17 protein-coding genes are annotated in these 22,588 nt (G+C 67.9%); 10 read left to right on the forward strand and 7 right to left on the reverse strand.

The window, feature by feature from the left end; translation table 11 throughout:
* Window positions 1–47 precede the first annotated feature (47 nt).
* The 3 genes from acnD to prpB all read right to left on the reverse strand — a co-directional run bounded on the left by acnD (window position 48) and on the right by prpB (window position 4,850).
* On the reverse strand, window positions 48–2,666 hold the full coding sequence (gene acnD, locus ACM0PB_RS16950; protein ID WP_065178213.1) for a Fe/S-dependent 2-methylisocitrate dehydratase AcnD: 2,619 nt from the start codon (window positions 2,664–2,666) through the stop codon (window positions 48–50).
* 97 nt (window positions 2,667–2,763) lie between these two features.
* Window positions 2,764–3,921, reverse strand: a complete 1,158-nt coding sequence (gene prpC / locus ACM0PB_RS16955) for a bifunctional 2-methylcitrate synthase/citrate synthase (RefSeq protein WP_005418357.1) — start codon at window positions 3,919–3,921, stop codon at window positions 2,764–2,766.
* Window positions 3,922–3,956: 35 nt separating this feature from the next.
* Window positions 3,957–4,850 carry a methylisocitrate lyase gene (prpB, locus tag ACM0PB_RS16960; protein ID WP_005418360.1) on the reverse strand — a complete coding sequence of 298 codons (894 nt, stop codon included), beginning with the start codon at window positions 4,848–4,850 and terminating at the stop codon, window positions 3,957–3,959.
* Window positions 4,851–5,004: 154 nt separating this feature from the next.
* On the opposite strand from prpB, the gene prpR reads away from it, so the two are divergent.
* Window positions 5,005–6,588: a propionate catabolism operon regulatory protein PrpR gene (gene prpR, locus ACM0PB_RS16965; protein ID WP_065178211.1), complete on the forward strand. Its 1,584-nt coding sequence runs from the start codon at window positions 5,005–5,007 to the stop codon at window positions 6,586–6,588.
* A gap of 84 nt (window positions 6,589–6,672) precedes the next feature.
* On the opposite strand, the gene pdxH is transcribed toward prpR, so the two are convergent.
* Window positions 6,673–7,272: a pyridoxamine 5'-phosphate oxidase gene (gene pdxH / locus ACM0PB_RS16970; protein ID WP_065178210.1), complete on the reverse strand. Its 600-nt coding sequence runs from the start codon at window positions 7,270–7,272 to the stop codon at window positions 6,673–6,675.
* A 40-nt stretch (window positions 7,273–7,312) separates the two neighbouring features.
* Between pdxH and ACM0PB_RS16975 the strand changes: the two genes are divergently transcribed.
* Complete coding sequence (locus tag ACM0PB_RS16975; RefSeq protein WP_139727511.1) at window positions 7,313–8,140, forward strand: kinase; 828 nt, start codon at window positions 7,313–7,315, stop codon at window positions 8,138–8,140.
* A 6-nt stretch (window positions 8,141–8,146) separates the two neighbouring features.
* On the opposite strand, the gene ACM0PB_RS16980 is transcribed toward ACM0PB_RS16975, so the two are convergent.
* A complete protein-coding gene (locus ACM0PB_RS16980) occupies window positions 8,147–8,350 on the reverse strand; it encodes a dodecin family protein (RefSeq protein WP_005410663.1) in 204 nt (67 codons plus the stop codon).
* A 98-nt stretch (window positions 8,351–8,448) separates the two neighbouring features.
* On the opposite strand from ACM0PB_RS16980, the gene ACM0PB_RS16985 reads away from it, so the two are divergent.
* The 5 genes from ACM0PB_RS16985 (at window position 8,449) to mdtD (ending at window position 13,052) form a co-directional block, all read left to right on the forward strand.
* On the forward strand, window positions 8,449–8,991 hold the full coding sequence (locus ACM0PB_RS16985) for a shikimate kinase (RefSeq protein WP_005418375.1): 543 nt from the start codon (window positions 8,449–8,451) through the stop codon (window positions 8,989–8,991).
* Window positions 8,988–10,100, forward strand: coding sequence for a 3-dehydroquinate synthase (gene aroB, locus ACM0PB_RS16990; RefSeq protein ID WP_005418377.1), 1,113 nt, complete (start codon window positions 8,988–8,990; stop codon window positions 10,098–10,100). The genes ACM0PB_RS16985 and aroB overlap by 4 nt, the downstream gene beginning before the upstream one ends.
* Window positions 10,101–10,202: 102 nt before the next feature.
* Entirely contained in the window at window positions 10,203–10,442 is a 240-nt protein-coding gene (locus tag ACM0PB_RS16995) for a WGR domain-containing protein (RefSeq protein ID WP_053498927.1), read from the forward strand.
* A gap of 25 nt (window positions 10,443–10,467) precedes the next feature.
* A complete protein-coding gene (gene hemE / locus ACM0PB_RS17000) occupies window positions 10,468–11,550 on the forward strand; it encodes a uroporphyrinogen decarboxylase (RefSeq protein WP_032954409.1) in 1,083 nt (360 codons plus the stop codon).
* A gap of 92 nt (window positions 11,551–11,642) precedes the next feature.
* Window positions 11,643–13,052, forward strand: coding sequence for a multidrug transporter subunit MdtD (gene mdtD / locus ACM0PB_RS17005; protein WP_005418383.1), 1,410 nt, complete (start codon window positions 11,643–11,645; stop codon window positions 13,050–13,052).
* Window positions 13,053–13,423: 371 nt separating this feature from the next.
* Here the strand turns inward: mdtD and ACM0PB_RS17010 are convergent, their stop codons facing one another.
* Both ACM0PB_RS17010 and ACM0PB_RS17015 read right to left on the reverse strand, forming a co-directional pair.
* A complete protein-coding gene (locus ACM0PB_RS17010; protein WP_065178207.1) occupies window positions 13,424–16,951 on the reverse strand; it encodes a hybrid sensor histidine kinase/response regulator in 3,528 nt (1,175 codons plus the stop codon).
* Window positions 16,952–17,047: 96 nt separating this feature from the next.
* Complete coding sequence (locus ACM0PB_RS17015; protein WP_414604692.1) at window positions 17,048–20,593, reverse strand: hybrid sensor histidine kinase/response regulator; 3,546 nt, start codon at window positions 20,591–20,593, stop codon at window positions 17,048–17,050.
* A 164-nt stretch (window positions 20,594–20,757) separates the two neighbouring features.
* Here ACM0PB_RS17015 and ACM0PB_RS17020 point away from each other — a divergent pair, with 164 nt between their 5' ends.
* The 3 genes from ACM0PB_RS17020 to ACM0PB_RS17030 are packed head-to-tail and all read left to right on the forward strand — an operon-like array spanning window position 20,758 to window position 22,549.
* On the forward strand, window positions 20,758–21,390 hold the full coding sequence (locus ACM0PB_RS17020) for a YceI family protein (RefSeq protein WP_053499626.1): 633 nt from the start codon (window positions 20,758–20,760) through the stop codon (window positions 21,388–21,390).
* Between the two features lie 10 nt (window positions 21,391–21,400).
* The gene (locus ACM0PB_RS17025; protein WP_414604694.1) at window positions 21,401–21,973 is read left to right on the forward strand and encodes a cytochrome b; all 573 of its coding nucleotides are present in this window, start codon (window positions 21,401–21,403) and stop codon (window positions 21,971–21,973) included.
* Window positions 21,974–21,976: 3 nt separating this feature from the next.
* Window positions 21,977–22,549: a YceI family protein gene (locus ACM0PB_RS17030; RefSeq protein ID WP_005418389.1), complete on the forward strand. Its 573-nt coding sequence runs from the start codon at window positions 21,977–21,979 to the stop codon at window positions 22,547–22,549.
* The last annotated feature ends 39 nt before the right edge of the window (window positions 22,550–22,588 follow it).

Genomic DNA, 22,588 nt, shown 5'->3' on the forward strand with positions numbered 1-22,588 from the left:
CGGACAAGCCCGCCCCCGGCCTCCGGGGGCAGGCATTCAGGCCGGTATCACGCCACCTTGGCGCCTTCCAGGAAGTCCTGCGCGAAGCGCTGCAACACGCCACCGGCCTCGTAGATCGCCACTTCCTCGTCGCTGTCCAGGCGGCAGGTGACCGGCACGATCACGTCCTGGCCGTCGCGGCGGTGGATGACCAGCGTCAGCTCGGCGCGCGGGGTGCGCTCGCCGACCACGTCGAAGGTCTCGGTGCCATCGATGCCCAGGGTCAGGCGGGTGGTGCCCGGCTTGAACTCCAGCGGCAGCACGCCCATGCCGATCAGGTTGGTACGGTGAATCCGCTCGAAGCCCTCGGCCACGATCGCCTCCACGCCAGCCAGGCGCACGCCCTTGGCGGCCCAGTCACGCGAGCTGCCCTGGCCGTAGTCGGCACCGGCAATGATGATCAGCGGCTGCTTGCGCTCCATGTAGGTCTCGATGGCTTCCCACATGCGCATCACCTTGCCTTCCGGCTCCACGCGCGCCAGCGAACCCTGCTTCACGCTGCCGTCGTCGTTGCGCACCATCTCGTTGAACAGCTTCGGGTTGGCGAAGGTGGCGCGCTGCGCGGTCAGGTGGTCGCCGCGGTGGGTCGCGTAGGAATTGAAGTCCTCTTCGGGCAGGCCCATCTTCGCCAGATACTCACCGGCGGCACTGGAGGCCAGGATCGCGTTGGACGGCGACAGGTGGTCGGTGGTGATGTTGTCCGGCAGCACCGCCAGCGGGCGCATGCCCGACAGCGTGCGCTCACCGGCCAGTGCGCCCTCCCAGTACGGCGGGCGACGGATATAGGTGCTCTGCGGGCGCCAGTCGTACAGCGGGCTGACCGTCGCGCCGTGCTCCACGCGCACATTGAACATCGGGTTGTAGACGCGGCGGAACTGCTCCGGCTTGACCGAGGCCTTGACCACGGCGTCGATCTCGGCGTCGCTCGGCCAGATGTCCTTCAGGCGCACCTCGTTGCCGTCGGCGTCCACGCCCAGCACGTCCTTCTCGATGTCAAAGCGTACGGTGCCGGCGATGGCATAGGCGATCACCAGCGGCGGCGACGCCAGGAAGGCCTGCTTCGCATACGGGTGGATGCGGCCATCGAAGTTGCGGTTGCCCGACAGCACAGCCGTGGCGTACAGGTCACGGTCGATGATCTCCTGCTGGATGGCCGGATCGAGCGCGCCGCTCATGCCGTTGCAGGTGGTGCAGGCGAAGGCGACGATGCCGAAGCCCAGCTTTTCCAGGTCCGGCAGCAGGCCGGCCTCTTCCAGGTACAGCTGCACCGCCTTCGAGCCGGGCGCCAACGATGACTTCACCCACGGCTTGCGCAGCAGGCCGCGCTCATTGGCCTTGCGTGCCAGCAGGCCGGCAGCGATCACGTTGCGCGGGTTGGAGGTGTTGGTGCAGCTGGTGATGGCGGCGATGATCACCGCGCCATCCGGCATCAGCCCCTGTGCCTGCTCGGCCTTGCCCGCTGCCAGCTTGGCCTCGTCGGCGATGCCGCGCTCGGCCAGCTCGGCGGTCGCCACGCGCTTGTGCGGGTTGGACGGGCCGGCCATGTTGCGCACCACGCTGGACAGGTCGAAGCGCAGCACGCGCTCATACTGTGCGGTGGCCAGGTCGTCAGCCCACAGGCCGGTGGTGCGCGCATAGTTTTCCACCAGCGCCACCTGCGATTCCTCGCGCCCGGTCAGGCGCAGGTAATCGATGGTCTGCCCGTCGATGTAGAACATCGCGGCGGTGGCGCCGTATTCGGGGCACATGTTGGAGATGGTGGCGCGGTCACCGATGGTCAGTGCCGCCGCTCCCTCGCCGAAGAATTCAAGGTACGCGCCGACCACGCGCTCCTTGCGCAGGAATTCGGTCAGCGCCAGCACCACGTCGGTGGCGGTGATGCCCGGCTGCGGCCTGCCGGTCAGCTCGACGCCGATGATATCCGGCAGTCGCATCCACGAGGCACGACCGAGCATCACGTTCTCGGCTTCCAGGCCGCCCACACCAATGGCGATCACGCCCAGCGCATCCACGTGCGGGGTGTGGCTGTCGGTGCCCACGCAGGTGTCGGGGAAGGCTACGCCGTCCTGCACGTAGATCACCGGCGACATCTTCTCCAGGTTGATCTGGTGCATGATGCCGTTGCCCGGCGGAATCACGTCCACGTTCTCGAACGCCAGCTTGGTCCAGTCGATGAAGTGGAAGCGGTCTTCGTTGCGGCGATCCTCGATCGCGCGGTTCTTCTCGAACGCCTGCGGATCGAAACCACCACACTCCACCGCCAGCGAGTGATCGACGATCAGCTGCACCGGCACCACCGGATTCACCTTGGCCGGGTCGCCGCCCTTGTCGGCGATCGCATCACGCAGGCCAGCCAGGTCGACCAGTGCGGTCTGGCCGAGGATGTCGTGGCACACAACGCGCGCCGGGAACCACGGGAAATCCAGGTCACGGCGGCGCTCGATCAGCTGCTTCAGCGAATCGGCGAGCGTGGCCGGATCGCAGCGGCGTACCAGGTTCTCGGCCAGCACGCGCGAGGTGTACGGCAGGGTGGCATAGGCGCCGGGCTGGATTGCATCGACGGCGGCGCGCGCGTCGAAATAGTCCAGCGCGCTGCCGGGGAGGTTCTTGCGGTAATCGGTATTCATGGGCTGGCGGAATGCTTGGGGCGGGCCGGGTGCCGGCGGTGCGGCGGCGAAAGCATCCGGCCGGCACGCGGCCGGCCGGATGGGGACAGCAGGTGGATCAGACGCGCTTGTCGATGGCGACGAAGTCGCGGTCTTCCGGACCGATGTAGTTGGCGCTCGGGCGGATGATCTTGCCGTCGATGCGCTGCTCGATGATGTGCGCGCTCCAGCCGGCGGTGCGCGCGATCACGAACAGCGGGGTGAACATCGCGGTCGGCACGCCCATCATGTGGTAGCTGACGGCGCTGAACCAGTCCAGGTTCGGGAACATCTTCTTGATGTCCCACATCACCGATTCCAGGCGCTCGGCGATGTCGTACATCTTCATGCTCGACTGTTCTTCGGACAGCTCGCGGGCCACGTCCTTGATCACCTTGTTGCGCGGATCGGAGACGGTATAGACCGGATGGCCGAAGCCGATCACCACTTCCTTGCGCTCGACGCGGGCCTTGATGTCTTCCTCGGCCTCATCCGGATTGTCGTAGCGCTTCTGCACTTCGAACGCCACTTCATTGGCGCCGCCGTGCTTCGGGCCACGCAGTGCGCCGATGCCACCGCAGATCGCGCTGTACATGTCGCTGCCGGTACCGGCGATGACACGACAGGTGAAGGTCGAGGCGTTGAACTCGTGTTCTGCGTACAGGATCAGCGAGGTGTGCATCGCCTTCACCCACGAGTCCTGCGGCTTCTCGCCGTGCAGCAGGTGCAGGAAGTGGCCACCGATCGAGTCATCGTCGGTTTCCACGTCGATGGCACGGCCGTTGTGGCTCCAGTGGTACCAGTACAGCAGCATCGAGCCGAGGCAGGCCATCAGCTTGTCGGCAATGTCGCGCGCGCCCGGATGATTGTGGTCATCCTTCTCCGGCGCCACGCAGCCGAGCACGGACACACCGGTGCGCATCACGTCCATCGGGTGTGCCGACGGCGGCAGTTCTTCCAGTGCGGCCTTCACCGCGGCCGGGATGCCACGCAGCGACTTCAGCTTGGCCTTGTACGAAACCAGCTCGGCGCGGGTTGGCAGCTTGCCGTGCACCAGCAGGTAGGCGATTTCCTCGAACTCGCTGGTGTTGGCCAGGTCCAGGATGTCGTAGCCACGGTAATGCAGGTCGTTGCCACTGCGGCCCACGCTGCACAGCGCGGTGTTGCCGGCGGCGGTGCCGGACAGGGCGACGGACTTCTTCGGCTTGAAGGTCGGGGTTGCGGTCGTATCGTTCATGTTTCCCTCCGAAACTTGATGGTGCAGGGTACTGCTTATTTCTTGGCGGCGAACAGCGCATCGAGCTGCTGCTCGAAGGCGTGGTAGCCGATGCGGTCGTAGAGTTCTTCGCGGGTCTGCATGGTTTCCACCACGTTGCGCTGGTGGCCATCGCGGCGCACCGCCTGGTAGACGTTCTCGGCCGCCTTGTTGGCCGCGCGGAACGCCGACAGCGGGAACAGCTGGATCGCAACACCGGCCGAAGCCAGTTCATCGCGGCTGAACAGCGGGGTGGCACCGAATTCGGTGATGTTGGCCAGCACCGGCACCTTCACCGCGTCGACGAAGCGACGGTAGGTGTCCAGGTCGTAGGCCGCCTCGGCGAAGATACCGTCGGCACCGGCCTCGACACAGGCAATGGCGCGCTCGATGGCCTTGTCCACGCCGTCCACCTGGATGGCGTCGGTACGCGCGATCAGGAAGAAGTCCGGATCGGTCTTGGCATCGGCGGCAGCCTTCACGCGGTCGACCATTTCACCCTGCGAGACGATCTCCTTGCCCGGACGGTGACCGCAGCGCTTGGCGCCAACCTGGTCTTCGATGTGGCAGGCGGCCGCGCCGGCCTTGATCAGCGATTTCACGGTGCGCGCGATGTTGAACGCACTCGGCCCGAAGCCGGTATCGATGTCCACCATCAGCGGCAGGTCGCAGACATCGGTGATGCGGCGCACGTCCACCAGCACGTCTTCCAGGGTGTTGATGCCCAGGTCCGGCAGGCCCAGCGAGCCCGCGGCAACACCGCCGCCGGACAGATAGATGGCGCGGAAGCCGGCGCGCTTGGCCAGCAGGGCGTGGTTGGCGTTGATGGCGCCGATCACCTGCAGCGGCGATTCGGCAGCAAGCGCCTCACGGAAGCGGGCACCGGCGGAGAAAGGGGCGGAAGCGGTCATGCGGCAATCCAGGTTGGAGAACGGATAGGTAGGCGCAAGCACCATGCCAAGCTGCAAGCCGTTGATTTCACGGGGATGACCGCCACGCAATAGTGAAACGTATGAAACACTGAAACGGATGTATCATGAAACATCACGTCGACCTCCAGCCGCCATGTACCTGCCCCGCTCACCCCTGCGCCACGCCGACACCGACCCCGGTCGCCCGGTGATCTGGACGGTCAGCGTCTCGCGCCTGACCGGCCTGCTCGGCGATGTCATTCCCGAATTCGATCGACGCGCGCGCATCGAGCAGATCAACCTAGGTTTCGAGGAAGCGGTAGATGTGATCGGTCAACGCCTGCGCCGCGAGCATTGCGACGTGGTCATCGCCGGCGGCTCCAACGCGGCCTGGCTGCGCGGTCGGCTGGAGCTGCCACTGGTGCCGATCCAGGCCAATGGCTTCGACCTGATGGAAGCGTTGGCCCGTGCCCGCCGCATCGCCAGCCGCATCGGCCTGGTCACCCACGCCAGCGACGTACCGGCGTTCAGCAACTTCCAGCAGAGTTTCGGCCTGGATATCGAGCACCGCCGCTTCGTCACCCGCGAGGATGCGCGCGACTGCATCGCCGACCTGCGCGCCAACGGCATCGAGGTCATCGTCGGCACCGGCATGGCCATCGACCATGCCGAGCAGGCCGGCCTGCCGGGGGTACTGCTCTATTCGGCCGACTCGGTGCGGCAGGCGTTTGAACATGCGCTGGAGCTGACCCAGGCGCTGGCCCGCTCCAGCGGCAACCGAGCCGCCCCGCGCCGGCGCCCGGCAGCGCGTGCCGACACGCATGAACTGCTCGGCGACAGCCAAGCGATGGCCCAGGTGCGCGCACAGATCGCGCTCTACGCACCGCACGACAGCACGGTGCTGGTCACCGGCGAAACCGGCACCGGCAAGGAACTGGTAGCGCGTCAACTGCACGCCGCCAGCGGCCGTCGCGGGCGCTTCGTGGCGCTGAATTGCGGCGCCATCAGCGAATCACTGCTGGAAGCCGAACTGTTTGGCTACAGCGATGGTGCCTTCACTGGTGCACGGCGCGGTGGTCGCGTGGGCCTGGTCGAGGCCGCCGATGGCGGTACGTTGTTCCTGGATGAGATCGGCGAACTGCCGCTGCCGTTGCAGACCCGCCTGCTGCGCGTGCTGGAAGAACGCGAGGTGCTGCGTGTCGGCGCTACCGAACCGACCGCAGTCGACCTGCGCGTGGTGGCCGCCACCCTGCAGTCGCTGGAGCAGCGCGCGGCGACCGGCAGCTTCCGTCGCGACCTGTATTACCGGCTGGCCGCGCTACGCATCGCCCTGCCCCCGCTGCGTGCGCGGCGCAGTGACATCCCGCTGCTGGCACAGCACTTCTTCCGCCAGCTGCGTGGCATCGACGCACCATTGGATGAGGATGCACTGGCGTTGCTGAGCGCGGCCGAGTGGCCGGGAAACGTGCGCGAACTGCGCAATCTGGTGGATCGACTACGCATCCACTGGCAGCCGGCTGAAGGGCCTATTGATGCTTCGCGACTGCTGCAGCTTGCGCCCGAGCTGGCAAGCGAAGGCGCGACGGCACTGCCGCTGGAAAGCAACGGCAAACGCCCGCCGCGTGCGCAGCTGGAAGCATTGCTGCAGGAACATCGCAATGACCGCGAGGGCATGGCCCAGGCGCTGGGCGTATCACGCACCACGCTATGGCGCTGGCTGCGCGCGGAGGGTCTGTAGAGCCGAGCCCATGCTCGGCTGCTTCTGCAGGGACAACAGCCGAGCATGGGCTCGGCTCTACAGCAGCCCCGGCACCGCCCTGACTTACGGATACAGCAGTCGCTTGCTCCAGCGCCCTTCAGCACCGGCTTCATAGCACCAGCGCTCGTGCAGGCGGAACTGCGCGCCGTACCAGAACTCGATGCGGTCAGGCACCACGCGCAGGCCGCTCCAGCCGTCCGGGCGCGGCACGTCCTGGCCCTCGAAGCGGGCTTCGACCTCGGCCACGCGCGCGTCGAATTCCTCGCGCGTGGCCAGCGTCTTCGACTGCTGCGAAGCCCAGGCGCCGATCTGGCTCATCCGCGGGCGGCTGGCGAAATAGGCGTCGGCCTCGGCATCGGCCACCTGCTCGACGCGACCCTCGATGCGCACCTGGATGCCGGCCTCGCGCAGGCTGCGCCACAGGAACAGCAGTGCAGCCTGCGGATTGGCCTGCAGCTCCCGGCCCTTGTGGCTGTCCAGGTGGGTGTAGAACACGAAGCCACGCTCATCGAACGCCTTCAGCAGCACGGTGCGCGCCGACGGACGGCCGTGCGTATCGGCGGTGGCCACGGTCATGGCGTTCGGCTCGACCTCGCGGCTCTGCCTGGCCTCTTCGAACAGGCTGGCAAACGTGGACAGGGCTTCGGCGTACAGGTCGCTCATGATTGCGTTCTTCTCACACGGATTGGGCTATTGTGGCTGCATGGCCGCTGCTGCGTATATGCCCCAGGTGAAAGGATTCCCCGAAACATTGGCCGAACAGGTGCTGGACGACGCACTGGGCAGTGGCGCAGCGGTTCCAGTATTGGCGATCAGCGGCCTGCAGGGGAGCGGCAAATCGACGCTGGCCGCGCAGGTCGTGGCCCGCGCCCAGGCACGCGGCCTGAACGCCGCCACGCTGTCCATTGATGATGTCTACCTGACCCGCGCACAGCGGCAGCGGCTGGCCCGCCAGGTGCATCCACTGCTGATCACCCGGGGCCCGCCGGGAACCCATGACCTGCCGCTGGCCCACGCAGTGCTGGATGCGGTGGCAGCGCGCCAGCCCTTCGCGATGCCGCGTTTCGACAAGCTGGCCGACGAACGCCTGCCCGAAGCGCAATGGCCGCGCCTGCACCAACCGCTGGACCTGCTGGTGTTCGAAGGCTGGTTTCTGGGCACGCCCGCGCAGGATGACAACGCGCTGGACAGCCCGTTGAACGCGCTGGAGCGCGAGGCCGACGCCGATGGCCGCTGGCGGCGCTGGTGCAACCAGGCGCTGGCCCGCGACTACCCGGCGCTGTGGCAGCGCTGCGACCGGCTATGGTTCCTTCATCCGCCGGATTTTTCGGTGGTACCGCGCTGGCGCTGGCAGCAGGAGCAGAACCTGCAAGCCGCGCAGCCGGGCCGGCACGGCATGAGCCGGCCACAGCTGGAGCGCTTCGTGCAGTACTACGAGCGGGTCAGTCGGCAGGCACTGCACACCCTGCCCGCCCTCGCCGACCACGTGGTGGTACTGGACGGCCAGCGCCAAGTGCAGGACGTGCGCTGAGCACGCCTATTCCACCAGGAAGGTCACCCGCAGGTTGACCCGCCATTCGGTGATCTCGCCGCTGCCATTGGTGACCACCTTGGTCTCGTTCACCCAGGCGCCCTGGATGCCCTTGACCGTCTCGGAGACCTTCTTCAGCCCGCTGCGCACGGCGTCCTCCACGCTCTTCGGCGAGGAGGCGGTGATTTCGATGACCTTGGCGACCGTCATGGCCTGTACTCCGGCTGGCGCGGGAGACCCCGCTGGAACGCCTACCCTGACGTGAAGAACGTAAAGGCCAGGGCACGGAGGTGTTAGCATCAGAGGGCATGAATCCTGCTCCGAACCTGATCCTGATCGGCCCGATGGGCGCCGGCAAAACCTGCATCGGCCGCCGCTTGGCCGAGCGCTTCACGCTGGACTTCGTCGATGTCGACCAGGCCATCGTCGATGCCGCCGGTGCCAGCATCCCGACCATCTTCGAGCACGCCGGCGAAGCCGGTTTCCGCAACCATGAACGCGAGGCCCTGGCCCGTGTGCTGGAAGGCCGCGGCCAGCTGGTCTCCACCGGCGGCGGCGCGGTGCTGGACCCCGACAACCGTGCACTGATCGCCCGCCGCGGCTTCGTGGTCTACCTGCGGGTCAGCGTGACCGCGCAGCTGGAACGCCTGGCCCGCGACAAGGGCCGGCCGCTGCTGCAACGCCCGGACCGCGAGCAGGTGCTGCACGACCTGGCCGCACACCGCGACCCGCTATACCGCGAACTGGCCGACCTCACCCTCGATACCGACCCGTACACCGCTGCCGATGCGACTGCCCAGCTGGTGGTCAAGCTGGCCACGCAATGGCAGCGCCAGGACCTGACTGCATGACTTCCCCCGCCCTGCTGCAGGTCGCCGTTGGCGGCGACCGCCCCTACACCATCACCATCGGCGCCGGTGCCCAGGCCGATGGCGCTGCACTGGCCGCGCACGTTCGCGGCCGCCACGTGCTGCTGCTCAGCGACAGCGAAGTCGCCCCGCGCTATCTGGCACCAGTGAAGCAGACCCTGCTGGCCGCGCGCCCCGACCTGATCATCGGCGAGCACGTGCTGGCCGCCGGTGAGGCCTCCAAGACGCTGGCCGAATTCGGCCGCGCGATCGAAGCGCTTGCGGCGCTCGGCGCCACGCGCGACGCCTGTGTCTTCGCCCTCGGCGGCGGCGTGGTCGGTGACCTTGCCGGATTTGCCGCCGCCTGCTGGATGCGCGGCGTGGACTGCGTGCAGCTGCCGACCACCCTGCTGGCGATGGTCGATTCGTCGGTGGGCGGCAAGACCGCCGTCGACATCCCGGCCGGCAAGAACCTGGTCGGCGCCTTCCATCCGCCGCGTGCGGTCATCGCAGATACCCGCGTGCTGGCCACCCTGCCGCCGCGCGAACTGCGTGCAGGCCTGGCCGAAGTGGTGAAGTACGGTGCGCTGGGCGACGCGGTGTTCTTCGAATGGCTGCAGCAGCATGCCGATGCGCTGGTCGCCGGTGAAGACCACGTGCTTTCCGAAGCCATCGCGCGCAGCTGCCGGCACAAGGCCGCCATCGTCGAGCGCGATCCGTTCGAGAAGGGCGAACGTGCCCTGCTCAACCTCGGGCATACCTTCGGCCATGCCATCGAAACCGAGCAGGGCTACTCGGCTCCAGGCCGCGATGCGCTGAACCATGGCGAGGCGGTGGCGGTGGGCATGGTGCTGGCGGCGAAGCTGTCCACCGACCTCGGCCTGGCCGACGATGCCGACCGCGCTCGCCTGCAGGCACTGTTGGAACGCCTCGGCCTGCCGGTGGCGATCCCGGCCGGGCTGGACCCGCAGGCCCTGCTCGGCCGCATGCGCCTGGACAAGAAGAACGTGGCCGGCCGCCTGCGCCTGGTGCTGTGGCGCGGCATGGGCCGCGCCGAAGTGGTGCCGGACGTCGATGAGGCGGCGGTACTGAAGGTGCTGTCAGCCAGGTAGAGCCGGCCGCTGGCCGGCTCCTCCACGCATGAAGTTGCCGGCCAGCGGCCGGCACTACCACGTTGCGGCAGGGGTCACCCCTGCCCCGCTACAATCGGCGCCATGCACGTCTACCTGCAACATCCCGACGCCGGTGCGCAGGCACCGCGTTTCCTGCGCCTGAGCCTGCAGCCGGACCTGTTCGGCGGCTGGGAGCTGCTGCGCGAGAGCGGCCGCGTCGGCAGCCGCTCGCAGCTGCGGCGCGAGCTGTTCCTGCAGGCCGACGACGCCCGCCACGCCTTCGAGAAGGCCCGCGATGCCGAACTGCATCGCGGCTTCCAGATCCTTTCGCACGGCGACTGACGCCGCTGCTCCTCCCGTCCAAGGAATGCCCATCGTGACCAGCCCTCTCCGCAACGATCGCCTGCTGCGCGCCCTGCGCCGCGAACCGGTGGACTGCACCCCCGTCTGGCTGATGCGCCAGGCCGGCCGCTACCTGCCGGAATACCGCGCGACCCGGGCCAAGGCCGGTAGCTTCCTGGCCATGGCCAAGACCCCGGAGATCGCCTGCGAAGTCACCCTGCAGCCGCTGCGCCGGTTCCCCCTGGACGCAGCCATCCTGTTCTCGGACATCCTCACCATTCCCGATGCGATGGGCCTGGAGCTGTACTTCGTCGAAGGCGAAGGCCCGAAGTTCCGCCATCCGGTGCGTGATGAAGCGGCCATCGCCAAGCTGGCGGTGCCGGACATGGAGCAGGACCTGGGCTACGTGATGGATGCGGTACGCCTGATCCGCCGCGAGCTGGACGGCCAGGTGCCGCTGATCGGCTTCTCCGGCAGCCCCTGGACGCTGGCCTGCTACATGGTGGAAGGCGGCGGCAGCAAGGATTTCGCACGCATCAAGGCGATGGCGCTGAACCATCCGCAGGCGCTGCACCGCCTGCTGGAGGTCACCACCGAAGCGGTGATCGCCTACCTCGGTGCGCAACGCGCGGCCGGTGCGCAGGCGCTGCAGGTGTTCGACACCTGGGGTGGCGTGCTGTCCCCGGCGATGTACCGCGAGTTCTCGCTGCGTTACCTGCAGCGGATTGCACAGGGCCTGGATCGCGGCGAAGGCAGCGAGCGCACGCCGCTGATCCTGTTCGGCAAGGGCACCGGCCTGCACCTGGAAGCACTGTCGCAGACCGGCGCCGATGCACTTGGCCTGGACTGGACGCTGGACCTGGACGAAGCAATGCGCCGCACCGGTGGTCGCGTCGCGCTGCAGGGCAACCTCGACCCGACCACGCTGTACGCCTCGCCGGATGCGATCGCCACGGCCGCAGCGCGCGTGCTCGACACCTATGCCGCCGGCAACGGCGGCTCGCGCGAAGGCCATGTGTTCAACCTCGGCCACGGCATGTCGCCGGACATGGACCCGGCGCATGTGCAGGTCCTGGTCGACGCGGTGCACGCGCACAGCCAACGCTGAGCATTCCGCATGCCATCACGGCGCGATGTTGATCGCGCCGTGACCCGCAGTGCGCGATCATGGCGGCCCCCACGCTGCACCGGCCACACCCCATGTCCACATCGCCATCGACCTACAACCGCCAGCGTCCCCTGCTGTGGCTGGTGTCCCTGGCGATCTTCATGCAGATGCTGGACTCGACCATCGTCAACACGGCGCTGCCAGCGATGGCGGCCAGCCTGGGCGAGAGCCCGCTGCAGATGCAGTCGGTGGTGTTCAGCTATGCGCTGGCGGTCGCCACCTTCATTCCCGCCTCGGGCTGGATCGCCGACCGCTATGGCACCCGGCGCACCTTCCTGGTGGCGATCATCCTGTTCACCCTCGGCTCGCTGGCCTGCGCGTTGGCCCAGCACCTGCACCAGCTGGTCGGCGCGCGCGTGCTGCAGGGCATCGGCGGTGCGATGCTGCTGCCGGTCGGTCGGCTGGCGGTGATGCGCTCGGTGCCGCGCGAGGATTTCCTGCGCGCGATGAGCTTCATCGCCATCCCCGCGCTGGTCGGCCCGCTGATCGGCCCGACGCTGGGCGGCTGGCTGGTCGAGATCGCCTCATGGCACTGGGTGTTCCTGATCAACCTGCCGATCGGCGTGATCGGTTTCATCGCCGCGATGAAGATCATGCCCGACCATTACGCCAGCCATCGCACCCGTTTCGACCTGCGCGGCTACATCATGCTGGCCTTTGCGATGGTGGTGCTGTCGCTGGCCTTGGACGGCATCTCCGGACTCGGCACCCCACACGCGCTGGTGATGCTGATGACGGTCGCGGGCCTGGCTGCGCTGGTGGGCTACTGGCTGCATGCCGCCAATTCCACCGCACCCTTGTTCTCGCTGGCCCTGTTCCGCGTACCCAGCTACCGCATCGGCATCCTCGGCAACCTGTTCTCACGCATCGGCAGCAGTGCCATGCCGATGCTGATCCCGCTGCTGCTGCAGGTCGGCCTCGGCCTCGGCCCGATGAACGCCGGCCTGATGATGGTGCCCGTAGCGGCGGCTGGCATGGTGTCGAAGAAACTGGCAGTGAAGCTGGTCGAACGTTACGGCTACCGCCGCGTGCTGATGACCAACACCGTGCTGGTGGGGCTGGCAATGGCCAGCTTCATCCTGATGACACCTGGCCAGCACCTGGCCTGGCGCCTGGTGCAGCTTGCGTTCTTCGGCGCGGTCAATTCACTGCAGTTCACCGTGATGAACACCGTGACGCTGCGCGACCTTGACCGCGAATTCGCCAGTTCCGGCAACAGCCTGCTGTCGATGGTGATGATGCTGGCCGCCGGTTTCGGCGCTGCGGCGGCCGGCAGCCTGCTGGCCGCGTTCGGCAATCACCTGGACAGCAACAGCGCGACCGCCGCGCTGCATGCCACATTCCTGTGCGTGGGCGCGATCACCCTGACCTCGACGATGATCTTCTGGCAGCTGCCTGACACCAAGCCCGAACCGCGGCAGGTCGAGCACGTCGCGGAGTGAGGATGGTTCGGCAGGGCCTGCGGCCCTGCCCCCGCGGTAGTGCCGGCCGCTGGCCGGCAACAGCAACAGCCAAAGCGGCATTCCGTGGGTTGGCGGGGCGGTGTCGCAGTGCGGGGACGCCGCAAGTACGTCCCTGTAGGCTTGTCAGCCGCATCCATGCGGCTGACACCCCGCACTGCGACACCGCCCCACCTCTGACGGATTCCGGCGGCTCTTGGTAGGTGTCGACCTTGGTCGACACATCTGTCAGATATCGAAATCGATCTGGGGTCAGATCCGTTTTCCTACGGGAAACGGATCTGACCCCACGCCATTTCAACAGCTCGCAGAATTCTGTCGAAGGCGGGGTGGGTCCACAGGCCCTGCAGAACCTACCTACCCGTGGCCCTGGCGATCGCTTCCACCAACAGCTCACCAGTCACCGGCTTGCGCAGGAAGCCGCCAATGCCGGCTGCTTCCACCTGCTGCTGCAGGTCCGGATCGGTCCGCGCCGTCACTGCCAGCAGCGGCAGCATGTAGCCCTGGTTGCGCAGGTGCTGGGCCAGCTCGAAACCACTCAGGCCCGGCAGGTCCAGATCCAGCAGGCCGACGTCGAAATCGCCGGCACTGATCTCGCGCAGCGCCGCCAGCGCATGGCCGGCATGCACCACCTCGTGGCCGCGTGCGCTCAACAGGCCACGCACCACGTCGGCCACGGTGGCATCGTCCTCGACCAGCAGCACCCGCAGCGGCGGCATGTTCGCCGCTTCGTCGCGATGCCCCTCGGCCGATGCCTCGGCATCGCTGTTCACCACCAGCGGCAACGGCAAGGTCACGCCGAAACAGGTGCCCCGACCCAGCTGGCTCTCCACCTGGATCCGCCCCTGCATCGCATGCGCCAGCTCGCGGCAGATCGCCAGACCGAGGCCACTGCCACCGTACTGCGCGGCGGTTCGTGCACCATCGGCCTGCTCGAAGCGGCGGAACAGGCGCTGCTGTTGTTCCTGGCTGATGCCCGGGCCGGTATCGCGCACCTCGAAGTGCAGCGCACGCAGCTCGCCATCGCAACGTGCATGCAGGGTGATAGTGCCGCGGCTGGTGAATTTCACTGCGTTCGACAGCAGGTTGAGCAGGATCTGCCGCACGCGCATGGCATCACCGGTCGCCTGCAGGCCCGCAGGCAGCTGGTTGTCGAGGACGAAGCGCAGGCCCTTCTGTGCAGCCAGCGGGCCCATCAGCGCCGCCAGATCCTGCAACAGGCCATTCAACGCAAACGACTGCGACTGCAGTTCCAGGCGCCCGGACTCGATCCGCGCCAGGTCCAGCGCATCGTTGACCAGGTGCAGCAGGTGCTCGCCAGCATGCCGGATCGACTGCGTGTAGCCACGCTGCTGCGGGTCCAGTGGCGAGGCAAGCAGCAGCTCGCTCATGCCCAGCACGCCGGTCATCGGCGTGCGGATCTCATGGCCAAGGTTGGCCAGGAAGCGGGTCTTGGCCGCCGACGCCTGCTCGGCCAGTTCCTGCTTGTGCAGCGCCAGCTGGTAGGCGTGCCGCCGCTGCAGGCGGCGTCGGTACAGCCAGGCAAACCAGCTGGTCAGCAGCAACCCGACCGACGCCAGCACCAGCAGGCCGGACAGGCTGCGCCACCACGGCGGCTGCACGCGAAATTCCAGGCTCTGCACCCGCGACCACACATGGTCGGCCGACCGGGCCTGTACTTCCAGCCGGTAGCTGCCCGGCGCCAGGCGCGAGAACAGGCGCTCGCCGGCCGGGCCGACTTCGACCCAATCGGGGTCGTAGCCGGCCAGGCGGTAGCGGTACGTATTGGACGCCGAGTCGGCGAAGGACAGCAATCGCGCGACGATGCGCAGGTCGCGGTCGCCATCGGCGATCTGCAACGGCGCATCGTGGGTCATGTCCAGCACCTGCTCGTTGCGGCGCACTTCCACCCGCTCGATCACCAGCGGGGCGCGACGGACCGAAGGCCGTACCTGCTCCGGGTCGAACACCACCGCGCCCGCTGCCGTTCCGGCCACCAGATGGCCATCGGCCGCTGCGATCAAGGTGTGCTCGCGGAATTCCTGGCTTGGCAGGCCGTCGTGCACGCCGTACAGGCGCACGCTCTGCCCATCGGCACTGACACGTACCAGGCCGCGTGCGCTGGTCGCCCAGGCCACGCCCTGCGCATCCACCACCAGGCCGGAGGCGGAGATCGCCGGATAGCCCTGTTCGGCACCGACCACCGCCTGCCGTTCCAGGCGTCCCTGGCTCCAGCGGTAACGGGACAGGCGACCATCCTCGGACAACCAGACCTGGCCGTCACGGCCCACATGCAACGCATGGATCGCCGTTGCCGGCGCACCCGGCACCGGCTGGAAGCGCTCGCTTTCCGGCAGCCACTGCAACAGGCCACGGCTGCTGGCCAGCCAGATGTGGTCCTGCGGACCGCATTCCACATCGAGGTTGAGCTGGCCCTGCTGCAGGCCGCGCTGGCCATTGTCCAGCTGGCGCCGCACGTGGCCGTCGAGATCGCGCTGCTGCACGCCTGCGGGCAGCATCAACCAGAGGCTGTCGCCGTCGCAGGTCATCATCGCTTCGACCACCCCTTCCATCGCCGCATCTGCACCGGCATCACGGCCCCAACGACGCAGTTCGCGCCGTTGCGGGTCGTAGCGCACCAGCGCATCGGTCGATCCAATCCAGACCTGGCCACGCCGGTCCTCACGCACCGAGGTCAACCAGTGCATGCCGTTGACCCAGGTGCGATGCTGCTCGATCCTGCCGGTCTTCGGATCGAAGCGGTCCAGCGCGCCATGGCTGCCCACCGTCCAGACGCCGCCGTTGCTGGAGGGGCTGGTACCCAGCACGAGCGCATTGCGCAGCGAGCTGGGGTCGTCCTCCAGGCGCGACAGCACCGAGAACTGCCACCAGCGTGGCAGCAGGTGCCACAGCCCGGCATTGGTGCTGGCCAACCAGATGCCACCTTCGCGGTCCTCGTAGGCACCGGTCCAGTTCGGCCGTACCGGACCGCGCGCGATCGCGCTGTACAGCGGCACGGTCTGGTACTGGCCATCGACCGCACGCCCCAGCCCGGTGCGTGTATCCAGCCAGTGCCCGCCCTGCTCGTCGCGCAGCATCATGCCCAGCACCTGCTCGCCCGGCGGCAGCTTCCACGGGGGGGCTTCGAAGCGGCCATCCGGGCGGCGCACGGTGGCGCCGGCCATCGTGCTGATCCACAGGCTGCCATCCGGTTCGGCGGTCAGTCCGTTGATCAGAAGGCTGGGGATGATGTCCGTACCGACACGCTCGAAGTCGGTCCCGGTCCAGCGCGCCACGCCATGCTTGGTGCCGATCCACAGGCTGCCATCGGCCAGCGTGGCCAGGTAGGGCACCGACGACGAAGGCAGGCTGCGCGGATTGTTCGGCTCGGGCAGGAAGCGCTGCAGGCGATCCTGGCTGTCCAGGCGGTACAGGCCGCCTTCGTGGGTACCGAACCAGATCGAGCCATCAGGCGTGCTGGCCAGGCTCCAGACCGTGTTGGTACCCATCAACGGCTGGCTGCTGCGGTCGTAGAAGTGCAACTGGCGGCGGTCGGCCGACATGCGCACCAGGCCGGCGTTCTCGGTGCCTATCCACAACTGGTTGCGGGCATCGACCAGCACCGTCCAGATGCGGTTGTCACGCAGTCCATCCTCGGAACGCCACACGCGGTAGGTGCGGCCGTCATAGCGGGCCAGGCCATCGTTGGTGGCGATCCACAGGTAACCGTAGCGATCCTCGGCCATGCGGTTGACGGTATTGGACGGCAGGCCATCGAACACCGTCACCTGCCGCGGGCTCGGAGGCACCGGCTGTGCCGCAGCGGGCAACGCGCAGCACAGGAGGACCAGCAGCAGCATCGCCGCCCGCAGATACACCACCGATTGCCTCCTCACGCTGGTCCTGATGATTCCCGCGCTGCGGGCGTCGGCATGGTAAACCGAAAGTCGCGCCGTTCACGCCCGGCGTCGGCGTCGTCACGCAGTCGCCTGTCGTTTCGCACGCGCCTGGGCGATGGCCGTCACCAGCAGGTCGCCGGTCACCGGCTTGCGCAGGAAGCCATCGAAGCCTGCGGCCAGCACCTGGGTTTCGGCATAGGCATCGGAACGGGCGGTCACCGCCACCAGCGGCAGTTCATAGCCCATGGTGCGCAGCTGGCGGGCGATGGCCGTACCGTCCAGCGCGGGCAGATCGAGATCGAGCAGGCCGACGTCGAAACCATCGGTGGCGATCTCCGACAGCGCGCCCAGGCCATGCAGCACGTGGACCACCTCATGCCCGCGCACGCGCAGCAGGCCGGCGATGACCTCGGCCACCGTGGCATCGTCCTCGACCAGCAGGATGCGCAGCGGCGGCAGTTCCGGCAGGGCCGCCACGTCGCCCGCTTCGCTGGCGGCCTGGCGCGTCCAGGGCAGGGGCAGGCGCACGCGGAACCGCGCGCCCTTGCCAGGCTGGCTGTCCACTTCGATGCGCCCCCCCATCGCCACCGCCAGTTCCTGGCAGATCGCCAGCCCCAGACCACTGCCGCCGTAGCGCGACGCGGTACGCGGGCCGTCGGCCTGTTCGAAACGATGGAACAGGCGCTGCTGCTGCTCGGCATTGATGCCCGGGCCGCTGTCATGCACTTCGAAACACAGGCCGCCCTTTTCTTCCAGGCGTACGGCCAGGCCGACGTGGCCGCGCTCGGTGAATTTGATCGCGTTGCCGAGCAGATTCAGCAGGATCTGGCGCACGCGCATCTCGTCGCCACTGACACTGATCGGCCCGGGCGGGTCTTCGCCGCGCTGGAACACCAGCTGGCGTTGCTGCGCGATCGGCTGCATCAGGCCCTGCACCTGGTCCAGCAGCTCCCCCAGATCGAACGGGCGCAGGTCCAGCTCCAGCCGCCCGGCTTCGATCCGGGCCAGGTCCAGGGCATCGTTGACCAGCCGCAGCAGATGGCTGCCGGCCTGCTGGATGGACCCGGCGTAGCCGCGCTGCACCGGATCCAGCGGAGTCGCCAGCAGCAGTTCGCTCATGCCCAGCACGCCAGTCATTGGCGTGCGGACTTCGTGGCCCAGCGTAGCCAGGAAACGGCTCTTGGCCTGCGAGGCCTGCTCGGCCAACTGCTGCTTGTGCACCGTCAGCTGCCATTGCTGGCGGCGGCGCAGCCGCGCGCGGATCGACCAGACCAGAACCACCAGCAGCAACGACCCCAGCAGGATGTAGCCGAATATCGCCATGCCGCTGCGCCACCACGGCGGCAGCACCTTCACCTGCAACTGCTGCGAAGGTGTCCACGCGCCCCGGGCAGTCGCGGCCTGCACCTCGATGACATAGCGGCCGGTCGGCAGCCGCGACAGGGTGCGCTGGCCATCGCCCCCCTGCTCCACCCAGTCCTGGTCGTAACCCTGCACGCGGAAGCGATACCGGTTGCCCTGCGGGCTGGCATAGGAAAGCAGCCGCGCATCGATCTGCAGATCGCGGTCGTCCGGTCCCAGCAGCAGGGTGCCGGTGAGCGGCAGCGGTTGCCAGCCGCGTGCGTCGTCGCGCCGCACCCGCACTTCGGCGATCACCAGCGATGAAGGCGGCAGCACGGTGTCGTCGGCATTCACATCAAAGGCGACCAGGCCGGTCTGGGTAACCGCCAACACGCGGCCATCGGCGTTCACCGCAGGTGGCCGACCGGTGAACTCGGCATCGGACAGGCCATCGCGTTCGTTGAACTGTTGCAGGCGCCGCGTCTTCGGGTCCCACCGCAGCAGGCCGCGCGGCGTCGTGGCCCACAGCTGGCCATTGTCGGCCAGCGCCAGCCCCCCCATGGTCACCGGCGGCACGCCCGCACTGCCGTCGATGCGCTGGATCAGGCGCAGGCTCATGCCATCCCACTGGTAGCGCTCGAAGGCGCCTTGGCGCGCCAGCCACAACTGCTGCGGATCGATCCATGCCAGATCGTAGATCGGGCCGCGCGAAACGCCGGGCACTGCCTCGAAGCGTCCGGCCTGCTCACGCCAGATGCCCATGTCGCCCATCACCCAGGCCCGGCCGTGGGCGTCGAAGCGGATCTGCTCGATCGGCGCATCGGCCGTCCCGCGGAAATGTTCCAGCGGATGACTGTGCAGCAGCCGGCCCTCTGCATCGCGCTGCTGCAGGTCCAGGCCCATCACCGACACCCACACCGTGCCATCAGGGGCCTGCCGCATCAGGTCGATGCGCTGGCGCAGGTCGGCACTGCCATCGATCCGCAGATCACGCAATGCGCCGGTGGCCGGATCGTAGACGCTGATGCGGCCGCCGCGTCCCAGCCACAGGCGACCATCCGGGCGCGGCAGCACCGACCACACCACGCCGTTGCCGAGCTGCCGGTCGCTGGCCAGCAGGCGCAGGGTGCCCTGCGCATCAAGCTGGTACACCCCTCGCGCCGAGCCGACGTAGTAGTTCTTCCCGTCGCTGGCCGCGCTCAACAGGTACTGGCTGTCCAGCGGCTTGCCGTCGAGCTGGTTCCAGATCGAGAAGCGCCGCCAGTCCGGTGGCAGATAGGCCAGGCCCTGGGTCAGCAACGCCACCCACAGTCCGCCCTCGTGGTCCTGCAGCAGGTCAAGCACACCGCTGTGCGCGGTCAGGAAGCCGCTGCCGCGGTCCCCCTCCAGCCGGCGCAACGCCGCCGCATCCCCTCGCAACAGGCCATCGGAGGTACCCGCCCAGTAGCCCCCCTGGCGATCGGCCAGGACCAGGGCCGACCGCAGCTGGGCACTGTCGGCCCATCGCGGGCGACTGACCCGGTCCTGCCCATCGATGCGGTAGAGGCCATCGTTCTGGCTGCCTACCCAGATCGAACCGTCTGCATCACGGCTCAACCGGAGCACGCTCAGCCTCCCCAGTTCCCGCGCGGCCACCGGCTCGAAGCCGCTGCCGTTCCAACGCGCCACACCGGCTTCGGTGCCGACCCACAGGCGGCCCCGCGCGTCGACCAGGCTGGTGAAGATGCTGTTGCTGGGCAGGCCACCCGGGCGCGCGGGATCATGGGTGTAGAGGCGCACACTGCCGTCTTCGCCGAAACGGCAGACGCCATGGTTGTTGGTCCCGATCCACAAGGCGTCGTCGACATAGGCCAGTGCCCAGAACTGCCCCTGGCAGGTGGAATTGACCGTATCGAAGGTCTGGAAGCGCTCGCGGTCGGCATCCAGGCGTGCCACGCCCTTGCCATTGATGCCCACCCAGACCCGGTCCAGCGGGTCGATCAGCAGGGTCTCGATCTCGTTGCCAGGCAACGAGCCCGGCTTTTCCGGGTCGTGCTCCCAGACCCGCAGGCTGTTGCCGTCATAGCGGGCGAGTCCACCATCGGTGGCGGCCCAGACGTGGCCCTGGCGATCCTCGGCCAGCGCCACCACCATGCGAGACGGCAAGCCTTCGGCGGCACCGAAGCGGCGCAGGCGTGGTGTTTCTGCCATGTCCAGGGTCGCAGCCGCCGTGGCCATCGCCACCAGCAGCAGCAGTCCCATACCTGCGATGCCACGGCACCACAGGCGCCAACCGCTCGTCATCCTGAACCCCCTGTCCTGCGCCGATTGTCACACAGGGCCGGGGTCATGGCTGCAACAGCCTGTTTCCAGCGGCGGCACCACCACGAACTGTTGCACCCATGCACGCAACGTTGGCAGGGGGCTGTGCGTATGATCGCAGCGTCCCCTTCCGGAGCCCGCCATCGATGCGTCCCTGCCTGGCCCTGCTGCCGATGCTGCTCGCCACCGCCCCTGCCTGGGCGGCCGCTGACACCTATCGCCTCGATCCGGTGCACACGCGGGTGCTGTTCTCGATCGACCACGCAGGCTACTCGCAGGCCATGGGCACGGTATCGGGCAGCGAGGGGCGCGTGCGGTTCGATCCCGACAACTGGCGCGACGCCACCGTGGAAGTGGATATTCCGGTGTCGCGGCTGGACCTTGGTGATGCCAAGTGGAACCAGGCCACCTTGGCCCGCAGCCTGCTCGACGGCGAGCGCTTCCCGACCGCGCGGTTCGTCTCCACCAAAGTCGAACCGATCGATGCCAGGCGCGCCCACGTGATCGGCACGCTGACCCTGCGCGGGGTCAGCCAGGAAATCACGCTGGATGTGACCCTCAACGCCATCAAGCGCTATCCGCTTCCCCCGTTCCGACGCACCGCCGGTTTTTCCGGCAGCACCACGCTGAGCCGGCGCGCGTTCGGCATCACCGCCTGGCCGGGCGTCATCGGTGATGCAGTACAGCTGAGGATCGAGGCGGAAGCCACCCTCGACCGCAGCGACGCCCCGGGAACTCCCGCTCCCCTTCCACACTCCGACCCCAAGACGGCCCGCTAGAGGACCCCTCATGACCGCCAAGAACACCCCCGCCGCCTGGGGGAGCGTCAGCCAGATCCTGCACTGGTTGATCGCACTGCTGATCCTCGCCCTGGGCGTGGTCGGCCTGACCATGGACGAACTGCCCAAGACGCCCAAGTACTTCTGGGTCTACACCGCGCACAAGTCGATCGGCATCACCGTGCTGGCGCTGGTGCTGTTCCGCCTGGGCTGGCGCCTGTACGCCGGGGCACCGAAGCCGGTGCCGGGCGTGCCCAGCTGGCAGGAGCGCATTGCCAGCGCCACCCACGTGCTGCTGTATGTGCTGATGTTCGCCATCCCGCTGTCGGGCTGGCTGTACGATTCGGCCAGTGGCCTGCGCCCGTTCCGTTGGTTCGGCCTGGTCGACGTGCCCAAGCTGAGCGGCCCCGACCCGCAGGTCGTCGCGGTGTCCCATGCCCTCCACGAATACGGCTTCTGGCTGTTGATCGCGGTGGTGCTGGCCCATGCCGGCGCTGCCTTCTACCACCACCTGTTCCAGCGCGATGCAACGCTGTCCCGCATGTTGCCGCGTGGCTGGCTCGCCTCCACTCAGAAGGACTGACCGATGAACCTGAAACTGACCACTCCGGCCGCCGTGGCCGCCGCCCTGGCCGGCATGCTGGCCACCGCTCCGGCACTCGCTGCCGATTACGCGCAGGCTCCCGGCGCCGGTTCGATCCTGGTGTTCGCCACCAAGTACGACGGCGAAGTGTTCACCGGCAGCTTCCCTGGCTTCGCGACCAAGCTCAGCTTCGACCCGGCCAACCCGGCTGCCGGTTCGCTGGATGTGGTGATTCCGCTGGCAGGCGCCAAGAGCGGCAACAGCGATCGTGACTCGACCCTGCAGGGCGCCGACTTCTTCAACGTCGGCAAGTTCGCCACCGCGCGCTACACCGCCAAGGGCTTCCGCGCCATGGGCAATGACCAGTTCGCCGCCGATGGCACCCTGGAGCTTCGTGGTGTCAGCAAGCCGGTCACGCTGACCTTCACCTGGAAGCCGGGCACCCAGCCGGTGCTGACCGGCAAGGCCACGGTCAAGCGCCTGGACTTTGGCGTCGGCGGCGGTGACTGGGCCGACACCAAGACCATCCCGGACGAAACCGCGATCAGCACGATCGTGAAGTTCGACGCGAAATAAACCGCATCTGGTAGTGCCGGCCGCTGGCCGGCATCACCG

Origin of the sequence: Stenotrophomonas sp. AR029 (genome assembly GCF_047520695.2) — a bacterium.
Classification (GTDB): domain Bacteria; phylum Pseudomonadota; class Gammaproteobacteria; order Xanthomonadales; family Xanthomonadaceae; genus Stenotrophomonas; species Stenotrophomonas sepilia.